The sequence below is a fragment of the Pseudomonas sp. J380 genome (assembly GCF_009827115.1).
Classification (GTDB): domain Bacteria; phylum Pseudomonadota; class Gammaproteobacteria; order Pseudomonadales; family Pseudomonadaceae; genus Aquipseudomonas; species Aquipseudomonas paracarnis.
The window spans coordinates 3,656,319-3,673,010 of the sequence record NZ_CP043060.1; the positions used below are offsets into that span (position 1 = coordinate 3,656,319).

The 16,692-nt window shown below is 59.6% G+C and carries 14 protein-coding genes; 7 read left to right on the forward strand and 7 right to left on the reverse strand.

Going from position 1 to position 16,692, the window contains the following annotated elements; translation table 11 throughout:
- Positions 1-37: 37 nt before the first annotated feature.
- Entirely contained in the window at positions 38-2,488 is a 2,451-nt protein-coding gene (locus tag FXO12_RS16550; protein WP_034125542.1) for a glycogen/starch/alpha-glucan phosphorylase, read from the reverse strand.
- A gap of 237 nt (positions 2,489-2,725) precedes the next feature.
- On the opposite strand from FXO12_RS16550, the gene FXO12_RS16555 reads away from it, so the two are divergent.
- Complete coding sequence (locus FXO12_RS16555) at positions 2,726-3,160, forward strand: YkgJ family cysteine cluster protein (RefSeq protein WP_003187815.1); 435 nt, start codon at positions 2,726-2,728, stop codon at positions 3,158-3,160.
- Between the two features lie 205 nt (positions 3,161-3,365).
- Here the strand turns inward: FXO12_RS16555 and typA are convergent, their stop codons facing one another.
- Both typA and thiI read right to left on the reverse strand, forming a co-directional pair.
- Positions 3,366-5,186 (reverse strand): translational GTPase TypA, encoded by a 1,821-nt coding sequence (typA, locus tag FXO12_RS16565; RefSeq protein ID WP_014716526.1) that lies wholly within the window; start codon positions 5,184-5,186, stop codon positions 3,366-3,368.
- A 139-nt stretch (positions 5,187-5,325) separates the two neighbouring features.
- Positions 5,326-6,780, reverse strand: coding sequence for a tRNA uracil 4-sulfurtransferase ThiI (thiI, locus tag FXO12_RS16570; RefSeq protein ID WP_034125541.1), 1,455 nt, complete (start codon positions 6,778-6,780; stop codon positions 5,326-5,328).
- Between the two features lie 334 nt (positions 6,781-7,114).
- Here thiI and glnA point away from each other — a divergent pair, with 334 nt between their 5' ends.
- The 4 genes from glnA (at position 7,115) to ntrC (ending at position 12,137) form a co-directional block, all read left to right on the forward strand.
- Entirely contained in the window at positions 7,115-8,521 is a 1,407-nt protein-coding gene (gene glnA, locus FXO12_RS16575; RefSeq protein WP_003187811.1) for a type I glutamate--ammonia ligase, read from the forward strand.
- 199 nt (positions 8,522-8,720) lie between these two features.
- Positions 8,721-9,260: a chorismate mutase gene (locus FXO12_RS16580; protein ID WP_057975379.1), complete on the forward strand. Its 540-nt coding sequence runs from the start codon at positions 8,721-8,723 to the stop codon at positions 9,258-9,260.
- Between the two features lie 358 nt (positions 9,261-9,618).
- Positions 9,619-10,704: a nitrogen regulation protein NR(II) gene (gene glnL, locus FXO12_RS16585; protein WP_014716523.1), complete on the forward strand. Its 1,086-nt coding sequence runs from the start codon at positions 9,619-9,621 to the stop codon at positions 10,702-10,704.
- Positions 10,701-12,137 carry a nitrogen regulation protein NR(I) gene (gene ntrC / locus FXO12_RS16590; RefSeq protein ID WP_003187806.1) on the forward strand — a complete coding sequence of 479 codons (1,437 nt, stop codon included), beginning with the start codon at positions 10,701-10,703 and terminating at the stop codon, positions 12,135-12,137. The genes glnL and ntrC overlap by 4 nt, the downstream gene beginning before the upstream one ends.
- 440 nt (positions 12,138-12,577) lie before the next feature.
- Here the strand turns inward: ntrC and FXO12_RS16595 are convergent, their stop codons facing one another.
- Entirely contained in the window at positions 12,578-13,018 is a 441-nt protein-coding gene (locus tag FXO12_RS16595; RefSeq protein WP_019819992.1) for a hypothetical protein, read from the reverse strand.
- On the opposite strand from FXO12_RS16595, the gene FXO12_RS16600 reads away from it, so the two are divergent.
- The gene (locus FXO12_RS16600) at positions 13,017-13,472 is read left to right on the forward strand and encodes a tRNA (cytidine(34)-2'-O)-methyltransferase (RefSeq protein WP_003171120.1); all 456 of its coding nucleotides are present in this window, start codon (positions 13,017-13,019) and stop codon (positions 13,470-13,472) included. The genes FXO12_RS16595 and FXO12_RS16600 overlap by 2 nt on opposite strands.
- A 159-nt stretch (positions 13,473-13,631) precedes the next feature.
- Here the strand turns inward: FXO12_RS16600 and secB are convergent, their stop codons facing one another.
- The 3 genes from secB to FXO12_RS16615 are packed head-to-tail and all read right to left on the reverse strand — an operon-like array spanning position 13,632 to position 14,822.
- Complete coding sequence (gene secB, locus FXO12_RS16605) at positions 13,632-14,111, reverse strand: protein-export chaperone SecB (protein ID WP_032894017.1); 480 nt, start codon at positions 14,109-14,111, stop codon at positions 13,632-13,634.
- Positions 14,112-14,152: 41 nt separating this feature from the next.
- Positions 14,153-14,407, reverse strand: a complete 255-nt coding sequence (grxC, locus tag FXO12_RS16610) for a glutaredoxin 3 (protein WP_032901812.1) — start codon at positions 14,405-14,407, stop codon at positions 14,153-14,155.
- Between the two features lies 1 nt (position 14,408).
- Complete coding sequence (locus FXO12_RS16615; RefSeq protein WP_032901811.1) at positions 14,409-14,822, reverse strand: rhodanese-like domain-containing protein; 414 nt, start codon at positions 14,820-14,822, stop codon at positions 14,409-14,411.
- Positions 14,823-14,973: 151 nt separating this feature from the next.
- Here FXO12_RS16615 and gpmI point away from each other — a divergent pair, with 151 nt between their 5' ends.
- Positions 14,974-16,500 carry a 2,3-bisphosphoglycerate-independent phosphoglycerate mutase gene (gene gpmI, locus FXO12_RS16620; RefSeq protein WP_054897547.1) on the forward strand — a complete coding sequence of 509 codons (1,527 nt, stop codon included), beginning with the start codon at positions 14,974-14,976 and terminating at the stop codon, positions 16,498-16,500.
- Positions 16,501-16,692: the final 192 nt, after the last annotated feature.

The following is a 16,692-nucleotide window of genomic DNA, read 5'->3' on the forward strand; positions in this document are numbered from 1 at the left end:
CTCTTCGCGAGCAAGCTCGCTCCTACAGGGGTATCAGTTAGTCGAGGGCTTTCCAGATCTCGGTGGCGTACTCGCGGATGGTGCGGTCAGAGCTGAACCACCCCATGCGCGCCGTGTTGAGCACCGCCGAGCGCCACCAGGCCTTGGAGTCGTGCCAATGCGCCTCGACCCGCGCCTGCGCGTCCCAGTAGGCGTCAAAGTCGGCACACACCAGGAAGCGATCGTAGTCGATCAGCCCATCGATCAGGCCCACATAGCGGCCCGGGTCATCCGGCGAAAATACCCCACCACGGATCGCTTGCAGCACGTCGTTCAAGCGATGGGACGCGGCGATGTCCGGCCCGGCGCTGAACTCGCCGGCGTGCTTGCGGGCTTCTACCTGCTGGGCGCTGAGGCCAAAGATAAACATGTGCTCGGCGCCGACCCGCTCGTGCATCTCCACGTTGGCGCCGTCCATGGTGCCAATGGTCAGCGCGCCGTTGAGGCCGAACTTCATGTTGCTGGTACCCGACGCCTCAAAGCCGGCCGTGGAAATCTGCTCCGACAAATCCGCTGCCGGAATGATGCTTTCCGCCAGGCTGACGTTGTAGTTGGGCAGGAACACCACCTTGAGCAGGCCGCGTACGGTCGGGTCGTTGTTGACGGTGCGGGCGATGTCGTTGGTCAGCTTGATGATCAGCTTGGCCTGGTGATAACTGGCCGCTGCCTTACCCGCGAAGATCTTCACCCGCGGCACCCAATCGATGCCCGGCTCGGCACGGATCGCCTGGTACAGCGCCACAGTGTGCAGCAGGTTGAGCAGTTGGCGCTTGTATTCATGGATGCGCTTGACCTGCACGTCGAACATCGCCGCCGGGTTGATCGCAATGCCCAGGCGCTCATGGATGATCTGCGCCAGTGCGCGCTTGCTGTGCAGGCGCTGTTCAGCGAACGCTTTGCGGAAGGCCGGTTTCTCGGCAAAGGGTTCCAACTCGATAAGACGCTGCTCGGGCTGGTCCAGAATATCCGGGCCCAGGGCTTCCACCAGCATATCGGTCAACTTGGGGTTGGCCTGGTACAACCAGCGACGGAAGGTAATGCCGTTGGTTTTGTTGTTGATGCGCTCGGGGTAGAGCTTGTGCAGTTCGGAGAACACCGTGCTGCGCATTAGCTGGGTATGCAAACCGGACACGCCGTTGACGCTATGGGAGCCCAGGAATGCCAGGTTGCCCATGCGCACGCGGCGGCCGTTGTCTTCTTCGATCAGCGACACAGCGCGCAAGACATCAAAGTCGTGGATGCCTTTGGCACGCAGCGAGTCGATGTGCTGGGCGTTGATCAGGTAGATGATCTGCATGTGCCGCGGCAGCATGCGCTCCATCAAACCGACAGGCCAGGTTTCCAGGGCCTCGGGCAGCAAGGTGTGGTTGGTGTACGAAAGGGTCTCGACGGTGACATCCCACGCGGCTTCCCACGGTACATCGTGCAGGTCGACCAGTTGGCGCATCAACTCGGCCACGGCGATGGACGGGTGGGTGTCGTTGAGCTGGATGGCGGCGTGCTCGCCCAGGCTGAGCACCGAACCGTGCATGTTCTTGTGGCGGCGCAGCAAATCCTGCAGGGACGCGGAGACGAAGAAATATTCCTGGCGCAGGCGCAGTTCCTGCCCTGCTTCGGTGCTGTCGGCCGGGTAAAGCACTCGGGAGATGCTTTCGGCACGGGCCACCTCGGCGACGGCGCCCAAGTGGTCACCGGCGTTGAAGCGCTCCAGATGCAGGTCTTCTACAGCCCGCGCACGCCATAGGCGCAGGGTGTTGACGCTGGCGCCGCGCCAACCGACGACCGGCGTGTCATAGGCAACAGCACGTACGGTTTCGTTGGGCGACCATACCTGGATCATCTTGCCGGAGGCGTCCGCAACGGTTTCGACGCTGCCGCCAAAGCCAATCGGGTAAATCACTTCGGCGCGCTCGAATTCCCAAGGGTTACCGAAATCCAGCCAGCGTTCGGTCTGTTCCTGCTGCCAACCGTCGACAATGGCCTGGCGGAACAGGCCGTGTTCATAACGAATGCCATAGCCGTGGCCAGCAATGCCGAGGGTCGACATGCTTTCCATAAAGCACGCCGCCAGCCGGCCCAGGCCACCGTTGCCGAGCGCCGCGTCGGGCTCCAGCAGGCGGATGCGTTCCAGATCCACGCCCAGCTCCGACAGCGCTTCGCGAGCGATCTCCAGCACACCCAGGTTGCTCAGGCTGTCGTAGAGCAACCGGCCAATGAGAAATTCCAGGGACAGGTAATAAACGCGCTTCTGGCCTTTGCGATAAATACGTCGCGTGTGGTCCATCCAGTGATCGACCATCTGGTCGCGGGCGGCCAGCGCAATGGCTTCGAACCAATCATGGTCGAAGGCGTGATCCGGGTCCTTGCCCACCGCGTAGGTGAGTTTGGTCAAGACAGCATCGCGGAATGCGGCTACCTCTGCTTCTCGTGCAAGCGGTTCCTGAGACATCGGTGCGACCTCGGGCGAGATTGAAGGAGTTGCTAGAGCCTAGTCGGTCTGACAGACGGTAGACGTGCTGGTTCGGCAGTTTTTTAACTCATTCGCCATGGGCTGAATTTGATGCAGGGGTCGTGCCCGATCAGACCGTGGCTAAACCTTTGAGCTGAAACCTGCAAAATATTGTTCAAAAAACCACCAATCCCGGTATGATCGCGCGCCCGGATAACGCCCCACCTTGGAACCTTGATGAAGCCTCAACTGATCGCCGCCGCGGAACTCGACCGTCTAGAGACCTGGCAGAAATATTCCGCCCATATGTGCGGCGGCTGCGTGTCCAGCTGCTGCACGCTGCCGGTGGAGGTGAAGATCAAGGACCTGATCCGCATTGGCATCGTCGATGAGTTCGAGCGCGGCGATCCGCCGAAGAACATCGCCAAGCGTTTGCAGAAAGAAGGCATCGTCGAGCGGTACAACAACAAGTCCGAAATTTTTACCCTGCAGCGCATGAGCAACAACGACTGCCTGTACCTGGATCGTAAGACGCGCTTTTGCACTATTTATGACAAGCGCCCGGATACGTGCCGCAACCACCCGAAAATCGGGCCGCGGCCGGGGTATTGCGCGTATAAGCCCAAGGAAGTGGTGCGCGAGACCAACTTCAAGACCCTCGACAAGTTCTAAGTTTTTGATCGTTCCCACGCTCCGCGTGGGAATGCAGCTGTGGACGCTCTGCGTCCGCTCTTGAAAGCAGGACGCGGAGCGTCCCAAGCGGCGTTCCCACGCGGAGCGTGGGAACGATCACACGATCACAACACACAAACTGCAGGCATAAAAAAACGCCCCCGGCCTTTCGACCGGGGGCGTTTTTCATTCAGCCTGAGTTAACTCAGTTCTTGGCTTTCTTGGCAGCGCGGGTACGCTCGCCTTCGTCCAGGATCTTCTTACGCAGGCGGATCGACTTAGGCGTGACTTCGCACAGCTCGTCGTCCTGGATGAATTCCAGGGCCTGTTCCAGGGTGAAGCGAACAGGTGGAACCAGAGCGATGGTTTCGTCTTTGCCCGAAGCACGCATGTTGTCGAGCTTCTTGCCTTTGGTTGGGTTCACGCCCATGTCGTTGTCGCGGCTGTTCAGACCAACGATCTGGCCGTTGTAGATCTCTTGACCGTGTTCAACGAACAGCTTGCCACGCGCCTGGAGGGTTTCCAGGGAGTAGGTCAGCGCCTTGCCGGTTTCTACCGATACCAGAACACCGTTCTGACGGCCGGACATGTCGCCGGACTTCATGGTGTCGTAGCGATCGAAGATCGAGGTCAGGATGCCAGCACCGTTGGTCAGGGTCAGGAACTGGTTACGGAAACCGATCAGACCACGAGCAGGGATGTTGTATTCCAGACGTACACGGCCTTTGCCATCCGGCACCATGTTGGTCAGGTCGCCCTTACGCAGGCCCATCTCTTCCATGACCTTGCCCTGGGATTCTTCAGGGGTGTCGATGGTGACGTTTTCGAACGGTTCCTGCTTCACGCCGTCAACTTGACGGATGATCACTTCCGGACGACCAACACCCATTTCGAAGCCTTCGCGACGCATGGTTTCGATCAGTACCGAGAGGTGCAGCTCACCACGGCCGGAGACCTTGAACTTGTCAGCCGAGTCGCCTTCTTCAACGCGCAGAGCAACGTTGTACAGCAGCTCCTTGTCCAGACGCTCCTTGATGTTACGGGAGGTCACGAACTTGCCTTCTTTACCGCAGAAAGGCGAGTCGTTTACCTGGAAGGTCATGGAAACGGTTGGCTCGTCAACGGTCAGAGGCTTCATCGCCTCGACGTTGTCCGGCTGGCACAGGGTGTCGGAGATGAACAGCGAGTCCATACCGCTCACGCATACGATGTCGCCAGCGAAAGCTTCTTCAACGTCGATGCGGTGCAGGCCGTGGTGACCCATCAGCTTCAGGATACGACCGTTACGCTTCTTGCCGTCAGCGCCGATAGCGACAACCGGGGTGTTCGGCTTGACGCTACCACGAGCGATACGGCCAACGCCGATAACACCCAGGAAGCTGTTGTAGTCCAGTGCCGAGATTTGCATCTGGAACGGGCCTTCACGGTCGACTTTCGGTGCTGGTACGTTGTCGACGATCGACTGGTACAGCGGAGTCATGTCTTCAGCCATGTCGGTGTGGTCAAGACCAGCAATACCGTTCAGGGCCGAAGCGTAGATGACTTGGAAGTCCAGCTGTTCTTCGGTGGCACCCAGGTTGTCGAACAGGTCGAAGATCTGGTCCAGAACCCAGTCCGGACGTGCGCCTGGACGGTCAACCTTGTTGATGCACACGATCGGACGCAGGCCGGCTTCGAAAGCCTTCTTGGTCACGAAACGGGTTTGCGGCATAGGGCCGTCTTGAGCGTCAACCAGCAGCAGAACGGAGTCAACCATCGACATTACGCGCTCTACTTCGCCGCCGAAGTCGGCGTGGCCCGGGGTATCCACGATGTTGATGTGGTAGCCGTTCCAGTTGATAGCGGTGTTTTTTGCCAGGATGGTAATACCGCGCTCTTTTTCCTGGTCGTTGGAGTCCATCACGCGCTCGTCGTTGAGCTCGTTGCGCTCCAGGGTGCCGGATTGACGCAGGAGTTTGTCTACCAGGGTGGTTTTACCATGGTCAACGTGAGCAATGATGGCGATGTTACGTAGATTTTCGATCACTTGTGTATCTCGATCAGAGGATTCGGTGTGCTGACAGGTCGTGGCAGCGATTAACAGTAGAGTCAGGCCTTGCCGTTACAGCTTGACGGCAGAGTCGGGGGGCCGGTGACGCAGGCCACAGGCAAACAGCCCCGGGCTCTTAGCTCGGTCGATAAACGCGCACATTGGCATGCCCCTCACTGAGCAAATGGTGGGCATGCAGGCGACTCATCACGCCTTTGTCGCAATACAACAGGTACTGACGGCTGTTATCCAGTTCCTTGAAACGCGCGTTCAGTGCGTAGAACGGCAGCGTTTGCACGTCGATGCCAGCGATTTCCAGCGGCTCGTCTTCGGCGGCATCCGGATGACGGATGTCGACGACGATCTGGCCCGCCAGGGCTTCGCTGACTTCTTCGATCTGCACATCCTGGCCCAATTCGTCGATCACTCGATCGATTGGCACCAGCTTGGCGTTCTCGAGCGCACGCTCCAGAATCGCCATGTCGAATTCTTTTTCTTCATGCTCCACGCGGTGACGCTTGGCGTGGGTCTTGGGGTTCACCGAAATGACCCCGCAGTATTCAGGCATATGCTTGGCAAAGTCGGCGGTGCCGATTTGCTCTGCCAGGTCGATGATGTCCTGCTTGTGGCTGGCGATCAGCGGGCGTAGCACCAGCTTCTCGGTCACGCAGTCAATGATCGACAGGTTAGGCAGCGTCTGGCTGGAAACCTGGGAAATCGCTTCGCCGGTCACCAGGGCGTCGATCTGCAATTGATCGGCGATTCGGGACGCAGCGCGCAACATCATACGCTTCAATACTACGCCCATATGACTGTTATCGACTTTGCCGAGAATTTCGCCCAGCACTTCCTCGAACGGTACGCTTACAAATAGCACGCGTTGGGAGCTGCCGTATTTCTTCCAGATAAAGTGCGCAACTTCCATCACGCCCAATTCATGTGCACGCCCGCCCAGGTTGAAGAAGCAGAAGTGGCTCATCAGGCCGCGACGCATGATCTGGTAGGCCGCAACCGTGGAATCGAAACCGCCGGACATCAATACCAGGGTCTGTTCCAGGGCACCCAGCGGGTAGCCGCCGATGCTGTTGTGCTGGCTGTGGATCACGAACAACCGTTGGTCGCGAATTTCCATGCGCACTTCAATTTGTGGCGCTTTGAGGGAAATTCCAGCGGCGCCGCACTCACGACGCAGCTTGCTGCCGACGTATTTCTCGACGTCCATGGAGCTGAACGGATGCTTGCCGGCACGCTTGCAGCGCACCGAAAAAATCTTGCCTTCAAGCGCACTACCGTAGTGCTGCTTGCACTTTTCGGTGATGTCGTCGAAGTCGCCCAGCGGGTACTCATCCACCTGCAGGAAATGCGCGATGCCCGGCATGCAGCTCAGGCGCTCGGTCATGTCCTTCAAGGCTTTGGCGTCGGTAATGCGGGTTTCCAGCTCGAGGTTGTCCCACACGCCGTTCACCACCACAGCCGGGTCCAGGTCACGGAGCACGGCACGGATGTTCTTGGCCAACTGACGGATGAAACGCGTCCGTACCGGTCGGCTTTTGATGGTGATCTCGGGGAAGACTTTAACGATTAATTTCATGGAAACAGCGCGCGCCGGGCCTGCTGAAAAAGGGGGGCGCGGATTATAGCGGAAATCGCTCAAGGTTTAACCAGTTAATATGCATTGCATACGCAATGCACCAAAACGGGTCATTTACACAAATAAACGCTACATTGCAGTGCGCGATTTATGCCGTTTTTGCCGATTGCACCGTTATAGGGGCCATTTTGAGGCAAAACGGCCATGTTGGCGCACTGGCATGCAATTTGCTCTCTTGTGAGGCAGGTTGCCTTGGCGGAGTATCCGCGCCGGCATCACCCAAATTTCAAGGGCTAACTCCACTACCCAAGCCCGAAGCCACCCGGAGGACACCATGTCGAAGTCGGTTCAACTCATCAAAGATCATGACGTTAAATGGATTGATCTGCGCTTCACGGACACAAAAGGCACTCAGCACCACGTGACCATGCCGGCTCGCGATGCGCTGGAAGATGACTTCTTCGAAGTCGGCAAGATGTTCGACGGTTCCTCCATCGCCGGCTGGAAAGGCATCGAAGCCTCCGACATGATCCTGCTGCCAGACGACAGCACCGCCGTACTCGACCCATTCACCGAAGAGCCGACCCTGATCCTGGTGTGCGACATCATCGAACCTTCGACCATGCAAGGCTATGACCGCGACCCACGCGCCATCGCCCACCGTGCCGAGGAATACCTGAAGTCCACCGGTATCGGCGACACCGCATTCTTCGGCCCTGAGCCAGAGTTCTTCATCTTCGACTCGGTGAAGTTCAAGTCCGACATCTCCGGCTCCATGTTCAAGATTTTCTCCGAGCAAGGCTCGTGGATGTCCGACCAGGACGTGGAAGGCGGCAACAAAGGCCACCGTCCAGGCGTGAAAGGCGGTTACTTCCCAGTACCACCGTTCGACTTCGACCATGAAATCCGTACTTCCATGTGCAACGCACTGGAAGAAATGGGCCAGACCGTTGAAGTTCACCACCACGAAGTGGCGACTGCCGGCCAGAACGAAATCGGCGTGAAATTCAACACGCTGGTGAAGAAGGCTGACGAAGTTCAAACCCTGAAATACTGCGTGCACAACGTTGCCGATGCCTATGGCCGCACCGCTACCTTCATGCCTAAGCCGCTGTACGGCGATAACGGCTCGGGCATGCACGTTCACGTATCGATTTCCAAAGACGGCAAGAACACCTTCGCCGGCGAAGGCTATGCCGGCCTGTCCGACACCGCTCTGTACTTCATCGGCGGCATCATCAAGCACGGCAAGGCCCTGAACGGCTTCACCAACCCGTCGACCAACTCCTACAAGCGTCTGGTCCCAGGTTTTGAAGCGCCGGTGATGCTGGCCTACTCGGCACGCAACCGCTCCGCTTCGATCCGTATTCCTTACGTCAACAGCCCTAAAGGCCGTCGTATCGAAGCGCGCTTCCCAGACCCGGCTGCCAACCCTTACCTGGCCTTCGCCGCCCTGATGATGGCCGGCCTGGACGGTATCCAGAACAAGATCCACCCTGGCGACGCCGCCGACAAAAACTTGTACGACCTGCCGCCTGAAGAGGCCAAAGAGATCCCACAAGTATGCGGCAGCCTGAAAGAAGCCCTGGAAGAGCTGGACAAGGGCCGTGCGTTCCTGACCAAAGGCGGCGTTTTCAGCGACGACTTCATCGATGCTTACATCGCCCTGAAAAGCGAAGAAGAAATCAAAGTACGCACCTTCGTACACCCACTGGAATACGAGCTGTACTACAGCTGCTGATCCGGTAGCGCTGCTTGAGGTAGCGTGATGAGAAAGACCTCCTTCGGGAGGTCTTTTTTTTTGCCTGAGATTATTTACGTCCCCCTCCTGTAGGAGCGAGCTTGCTCGCGAAAAACGCAAAGACACCGCATTTTTTCAACATTGGCGCGTTATCGTTAGCGACCTTCGCGAGCAAGCTCGCTCCTACAGAGGATCGCCCTTGAAACATCGACTTGTATTTGCCCTGCTGTTCATCAGTGCCAGTGCGAGCGCAGCGCCGCCTACGCTGGAACCCCTGCTCAACAGCATCGCCGAACGCCTGGAGATTGCCGACCAGGTAGCACTGAGCAAATGGGACAGCCACAAACCCGTGGAGGACAAGAAGCGCGAGCAAGAGGTGATCGCCAGCGTCACTGCCCAGGCGCCGCGCTACAAGCTGGACCCGGCCGCTGCCGAGCAGTTCTTCGCCGCCCAGATCGAAGCCAACAAACTGGTGCAATACACCCATCTGTCCGATTGGCAGTTCCAGGGCAAAGCGCCCGACGACCCGCGCCCGGACCTGGTCCAGCAGATCCGCCCGCAACTGGACGATCTGCAAAAAAGGCTGCTGCAGCAGTTGGCCGACTTCACCCCCCTGCGCACAGACCCCAAATGCCCCCAATGGCTGGCCGAGGCCGTGCACGAACCGCTGAATGATCCGCTGCGCCAACTGGCGATGATCCGCGCCACCGCCGAGCTGTGCATCTACAAAGGCGAGTGACTGCAACCCCATTCAAACATGTGGGAGCTGGCTTGCCTGCGATAGCGTTGTTGAATGCACCACCGCTATCGCAGGCAAGCCAGCTCCCACACTGACTGCGATTCGCCTTAAATCTTCAGTTGCTGAACAACCTTCACAAAACCGCACTATATTGGTGCGATAGCCTGCACCCTTCTCAATTGCCCAGCCCATTTTGGTTCGAAACTTCCCGTTGAGGCTGGCAGAACGCCACAGTTTCGCGCCTGAAACCCTTATTTCAGGGCATTAGCGCTTCTTTTCGGAGCCTTGGTTTGGTTTTTGCATTTTCCTTGTATCAGCGTGTGCCTCAAGCCCACGCCTTGCTCCAAAAGAGGTCCCGATGACCATCAGCGATGCACTGCACCGTTTGTTACTCGACAACCTGACCACCGCGACCATCCTGCTCAATGCCGACCTGCGCCTTGAGTACATGAACCCGGCGGCGGAGATGCTCCTGGCCATCAGCGGCCAGCGCAGCCATGGGCAGTTCATCAGCGAATTGTTCACCGAGTCGGCCGAAGCCTTGAGTTCGTTGCGCCAGGCCGTGGAGCAGGCACACCCGTTCACCAAGCGCGAAGCGATGCTCACCGCGCTCACCGGGCAAACGTTGACCGTCGACTACGCCGTGACCCCGATCCTGAGCAATGGCGCGACCCTGCTGCTGCTCGAAGTCCACCCCCGCGACCGCCTGCTGCGCATCACCAAGGAGGAAGCACAGCTGTCCAAGCAGGAAACCAGCAAGATGCTGGTGCGCGGTCTCGCCCATGAGATCAAGAACCCGTTGGGCGGTATTCGCGGCGCGGCACAGTTGTTGTCCCGCGAGCTGCCGGACGAGCACCTCAAGGACTACACCAACGTCATCATCGAAGAAGCCGACCGCCTGCGTAACCTGGTGGACCGCATGCTGGGCTCCAACAAGCTGCCGTCCCTGGCAATGACCAACGTGCATGAGGTGCTGGAGCGCGTCTGCCAATTGGTCGAGGCCGAAAGCCAAGGCTGCATCACCTTGGTGCGCGACTACGACCCAAGTATTCCCGACGTGTTGATCGACCGCGAACAGATGATCCAGGCGGTGCTCAACATCGTGCGCAACGCCATGCAGGCCATCAGCAGCCAGAATGAGCTACGCCTGGGCCGCATCAGCCTGCGCACCCGCGCCCTGCGCCAGTTCACCATCGGCCATGTGCGCCACCGCCTGGTGACCAAGGTGGAGATCATCGACAACGGCCCCGGCATTCCTGCGGAGCTGCAGGAAACCATCTTCTTTCCCATGGTCAGCGGCCGCCCGGACGGTACCGGGCTGGGCCTGGCCATCACCCAGAACATCATCAGCCAGCACCAGGGCCTGATCGAATGTGAGAGCCACCCTGGCCACACCACGTTCTCGATCTTCCTGCCATTGGAACAAGGAGCCCCCACGACATGAGCCGTAGTGAAACTGTCTGGATCGTCGACGACGACCGTTCTATCCGCTGGGTCCTCGAGAAAGCCTTGCAACAAGAAGGCATGACCACCCAGAGCTTCGACAGCGCCGATGGGGTGATGAGCCGCCTGGCACGTCAGCAGCCGGACGTGATCATTTCCGATATCCGCATGCCTGGCGCCAGTGGCCTGGACTTGCTGGCGCGCATTCGCGAGCAGCACCCGCGCCTGCCGGTGATCATCATGACCGCCCACTCGGACCTGGACAGCGCTGTCGCGTCCTACCAGGGCGGCGCCTTTGAATACCTGCCCAAGCCATTCGATGTGGATGAGGCGGTGGCGCTGGTCAAGCGCGCCAACCAGCACGCCCAGGAACAACAGAACCAGGAAGCGCCGCCGACCCTGACCCGCACCCCGGAAATCATCGGGGAAGCGCCGGCGATGCAGGAAGTGTTTCGCGCCATCGGGCGCTTGAGCCATTCCAACATCACCGTGCTGATCAATGGCGAATCGGGGACCGGTAAAGAACTGGTGGCCCACGCCCTGCACCGCCACAGCCCACGGGCGGCTTCGCCGTTTATCGCGCTGAATATGGCGGCGATTCCCAAGGATTTGATGGAGTCCGAGCTGTTCGGCCATGAAAAAGGCGCGTTCACCGGGGCAGCCAACCTGCGTCGCGGACGCTTTGAACAGGCGGACGGCGGCACACTGTTCCTCGATGAGATCGGCGACATGCCGGCCGATACTCAGACTCGCTTGCTGCGGGTGCTGGCTGACGGCGAGTTCTACCGTGTGGGCGGGCATACGCCGGTGAAGGTGGATGTGCGCATCATCGCGGCCACCCACCAGAACCTGGAAACACTGGTGCATGCGGGTAAGTTCCGTGAGGACTTGTTCCACCGCCTCAACGTGATCCGCATCCACATCCCGCGCATGTCGGACCGCCGCGAAGATATCCCTACCCTCGCCCGCCATTTCCTCAGCCGCGCTGCCCTGGAGCTGGCCGTCGAGCCCAAGCTGCTCAAAAGCGAGACCGAGGAATACCTCAAGAATCTGCCGTGGCCCGGCAACGTGCGCCAGCTGGAGAACACCTGCCGCTGGATCACCGTAATGGCCTCCGGGCGCGAAGTGCACATCAGCGACCTGCCGCCGGAGCTGCTGAGCCTGCCTCAGGACTCGGCTCCCGTGACCAACTGGGAACAGGCGCTGCGCCAATGGGCCGACCAGGCCTTGGCACGCGGCCAGTCGAACCTGCTGGACAGCGCCGTGCCAGCGTTCGAGCGGATCATGATCGAGACCGCGCTCAAACACACCGCCGGCCGCCGCCGTGATGCCGCCGTGCTGCTGGGTTGGGGGCGCAATACCCTGACGCGCAAGATCAAGGAATTGGGGATGAAGGTGGATGGAGGGGATGATGATGAGGGTGATGAGGCCTGAACCCCAAGACCGCTGAAGGCCCCGTGTGGGAGCCGGGCTTGCCCGCGATGACGGTGTGTCAGTCACCCGGTATAGGGCTGACACGCCGTCATCGCAGGCAAGCCAGCTCCCACATTGGTTTTGTGCCTGCAGACTGTGCACCGCTTCAATGCACGATGAACCGGCATTGAGCACAGACCAAAAAACTCGCATATCGCTTTCGCTACAAATTTCTTGGCAGTAGAAACAAACAAAGCCCCGTATTCCGGGGCTTTGCGCTTTTTGGCATTTTTTTCCAGCAGCAATTGCAAGTTTTGGCACGCCCCCTGCAATAACCCCAGTACTACCCAGTTTCGGGGACCTTGGTACAGGCAGGCCGAGAATCCCCTCTTTAACACCGAAGCCTTAGGCTTCACCCCGTTTTGGGAGCCCTGGTACAGGCAGGCCGGGAACTCCCTCTTTTATTGCTCTTGGAGATGGATCTCCAGCCGCCAGCGGCCATCGACCTCTGCACCGCTCCACTCCCCACGCAATGGCCGAGCCGCCACCAGATTCAGCAGCAGGCCAGCGTCGGTCTTGCGGATGCGCCAATTCACGTCCTTGTCATTGACCTTGAGCTGCCCGCTGGCAGCCTTGCCCTGGGCGTCAAACAGCAACGCCACGGTGCCGTCGATATGCTCGCCGTGCAGCTTGGGTTCGTCGTTGAACCACACCACCAAACCATCCGCCGCAGGTTCTACCTGTTGCAGCTCAAGCGGCTCGGGGGTGGTCAAGCGACCGATCATCAAGCCAATCATCAAGCCGACAATCGCCAATGAGCCCAACACCCTCGGCAATAGCTTCGGTCTCGGGTCGTCTTCGGGGGTAGAATGCAGCGCATCTTTGCCTTCGGAGCCGTGCATGTTTCACGTCATCCTTTTTCAACCAGAAATTCCGCCGAATACCGGCAACGTTATCAGGCTGTGCGCCAACAGTGGCTGCCACCTGCATTTGATCGAGCCGTTGGGCTTTGACATGGACGACAAGCGCCTGCGCCGTGCCGGGCTGGACTACCACGAGTACGCCACCCTCAAGCGCCATGCCGACCTCGCCAGTTGCCTGGAGAGCCTGGGCCACCCTCGGCTGTTCGCGTTCACCACCAAGGGCTCGCGGCCGTTTCATGATGCCAGCTTTGCCGAGGGCGACGCGTTCCTGTTCGGCCCGGAGAGCCGAGGCCTGCCGGCCGAGGTGCTTGACGCATTGCCCGATGGCCATCGCCTGCGCTTGCCGATGCGTGAAGGCTGCCGCAGCCTGAACCTGTCGAACACCGTAGCCGTTGCCGTCTATGAAGGCTGGCGCCAACTGGGCTTTAAATAACACCGCATAACAAATGTGGGAGCGGGCTTGTGTGGGAGCCGGGCTTGCCCGCGATGCAGGCACCTCGGTGTGTCAGTCACACCGCAGTGATGCTATCGCAGGCAAGCCAGCTCCCACACAAGCCCGCTCCCACATTTTAGAACGGCATCGCTCAGCAAATTACTGAACGGTTGGCGCGCCTTCCTGTTGCATGCGCTGCAGCTCTTGGGCGTACAGGGCATCGAAGTTCACCGGGGCCAGCATCAGGGCCGGGAACGAACCACGGGTGACCAGGCTGTCCAAGGTCTCACGGGCATACGGGAACAGGATGTTCGGGCAGAACGCGCCCAGGGTGTGGCTCATGGACGCCTCGTCCAGGCCCTGGATCAGGAAGATACCGGCCTGTTGCACTTCAGCGATGAAAGCGACTTCTTCACCATTCTTGACGGTGACCGACAGGGTCAGCACGACTTCGTGGAAGTCACCTTCCAGGGATTTCTGACGGGTGTTCAGGTCCAGCGCAACGCTTGGGGTCCACTCCTGACGGAAGATGGCCGGGCTTTTTGGCGCTTCGAACGACAGGTCGCGCACGTAGATCCGCTGCAGCGAGAACTGTGGGCCTTGAGCTTCTGCTGCTTCGGTGTTCTGTTGATCAGTCATCGCAGATCCTTCTTTATCTTGGGTTCTTGAGGGTTTAGGCGTCAGGCGGACAGCAGCGCATCAAGTTTACCGGCGCGCTCCAGAGCGAACAGGTCGTCGCAACCACCGATATGCCGGGTGCCGATCCAGATCTGCGGGACCGACGTGCGGCCAGCCTTCTGGGCCATTTCGGCGCGCACCTGGGGCTTGCCATCGACCTTGATCTCTTCAAAGGCAACACCCTTTTTCTCAAGCAAGGCCTTGGCCCGCATGCAATAAGGGCAATAATCGCTGGAATACACGACAACCTGGCTCATATCACTTCACCAACGGCAGGTTATCGCCACGCCAGCTGCTGATACCACCCGACAGCTTGGCGGCGGTGAAGCCGGACTTGAGCATCTCACGGGCGTGGGTGCCGGAGTGCTGGCCCTGGGCATCGACCAGGATGATGGTCTTGGCCTTGTGCTTTTCCAGTTCGCCCAGACGCGCAATCAGCTTGTCCTGGGGAATGTTCAGGGCGCCAACGATATGGCCGGCGGCATAATCCTTGGCCGGGCGAATATCGACGACGACGGCCTCATCCTTGTTGACCAGCGCGGTCAGCTCCGACGTGCTCAGGCTGCGACCACCGCGGCTCAGTTCGTGAGCGATCAGCAGCGCCAGCAGGATGACGAAGGCGCCCACAAGCAGGTAGTGGGCAGTGGCAAATGCAATCAGGTGATCAACCATCAAGGAGGTTCCAGGGCGTTAAAATGGCGGTAAGTATACACAGCCGCCAGGGGGGGCCAACCCCCGTAAAGCGGTGACGTGGTTGGAACTTCGCTTTAAACTGCCACTCCCTTTTCAATTGTCTTCCTTTATTAGCGCCGCGAGAGGATCTATGACTACCACGCCTAAACCTTTGGTCCTGATAATTCTCGATGGCTTCGGACACAGTGAAAGCCACCACGACAACGCGGTGTACTCGGCCAACAAGCCGGTACTGGACCGCCTGACCGCCACCGTGCCCAACGGCCTGATCTCAGGTTCCGGCATGGACGTGGGCCTGCCGGACGGCCAGATGGGCAACTCGGAAGTCGGCCACATGAACCTCGGTGCCGGACGAGTGGTGTACCAGGACTTCACTCGTGTCACCAAGGCGATCCGCGATGGCGAGTTCTTCGAGAACCCGACCATCTGCGCCGCGGTCGATAAAGCCGTTGCCGCGGGCAAGGCCGTGCACTTCATGGGCCTGTTGTCGGACGGCGGCGTACACAGCCATCAGGATCACTTGGTCGCCATGGCCGAACTGGCGTTCAAGCGCGGCGCTGACAAAATCTATCTGCACGCCTTCCTCGACGGCCGCGACACGCCGCCTAAAAGCGCGCAATCCTCCATCGAACTGCTGGATACCACCTTCGCCGCTCTGGGCAAGGGCCGTATTGCCAGCCTGGTGGGCCGTTACTTCGCCATGGACCGCGACAACCGCTGGGACCGTGTCGCCCAGGCCTACAACCTGATCGTCGACGGCCAGGCCGAATTCAACGCGGCCACCGCCCAGGAAGGTCTGGAAGCGGCCTACGCCCGTGGTGAAAGCGATGAATTCGTCAAAGCCACCACCATCGGCGAGCCGGTGAAAGTCGAAGACGGCGACGCCGTGGTGTTCATGAACTTCCGCGCCGACCGCGCCCGTGAACTGAGCCATGTGTTCGTCGATGAAGGCTTCAAGGACTTCGAACGCGCGCGCCAGCCGAAGGTCGAGTTCGTCATGCTCACCCAATACGCCGCCAACATCCCGGCCCCGTCGGCATTCGCCCCGGGCAGCCTGGAGAACGTGCTGGGCGACTACCTGGCCAAGAACGGCAAGACCCAACTGCGCATCGCCGAAACCGAGAAATACGCCCACGTGACGTTCTTCTTCTCCGGTGGCCGCGAAGAGCCGTTCCCCGGCGAAGAGCGCATCCTGATCCCGTCGCCAAAAGTCGCTACCTACGACTTGCAGCCGGAAATGAGCGCACCGGAAGTCACCGACAAGATCGTCGACGCCATTGATCACCAGCGTTATGACGTGATCGTCGTCAACTACGCCAACGGCGACATGGTTGGCCACAGCGGCAACCTGGAAGCGGCGGTCAAGGCCGTGGAATGCCTGGATAAATGTGTTGGCCGCATCGTCGACGCGCTGGAAAAAGTCGGCGGCGAAGCGCTGATCACCGCCGACCACGGCAACTGCGAACAGATGTCCGACGAATCCACCGGCCAGGCGCACACCGCGCACACCACCGAACCGGTACCGTTCATCTATGTCGGCAAACGTGACCTGAAAGTGCGTGAAGGTGGCGTGCTGGCGGATGTGGCGCCGACCATGCTCAAGCTGATGGGGCTGGAGCAGCCGAAGGAGATGACCGGGACCTCGATCCTGGTCTGATCCAAAGTACGCCACAAAACAGTGTGGGAGCGGGCTTGCCCGCGATAGCGGCTAATCAGTCGACATCTATGTCGCTGACCCACCGCAATCGCGGGCAAGCCCGCTCCCACATTGGTTTGCGGCGCTTTGAGAGATATCTTTTTGCCATACCAGCACCACTCGGCACCTATCTTGCCCACCAGCCCCAATTGG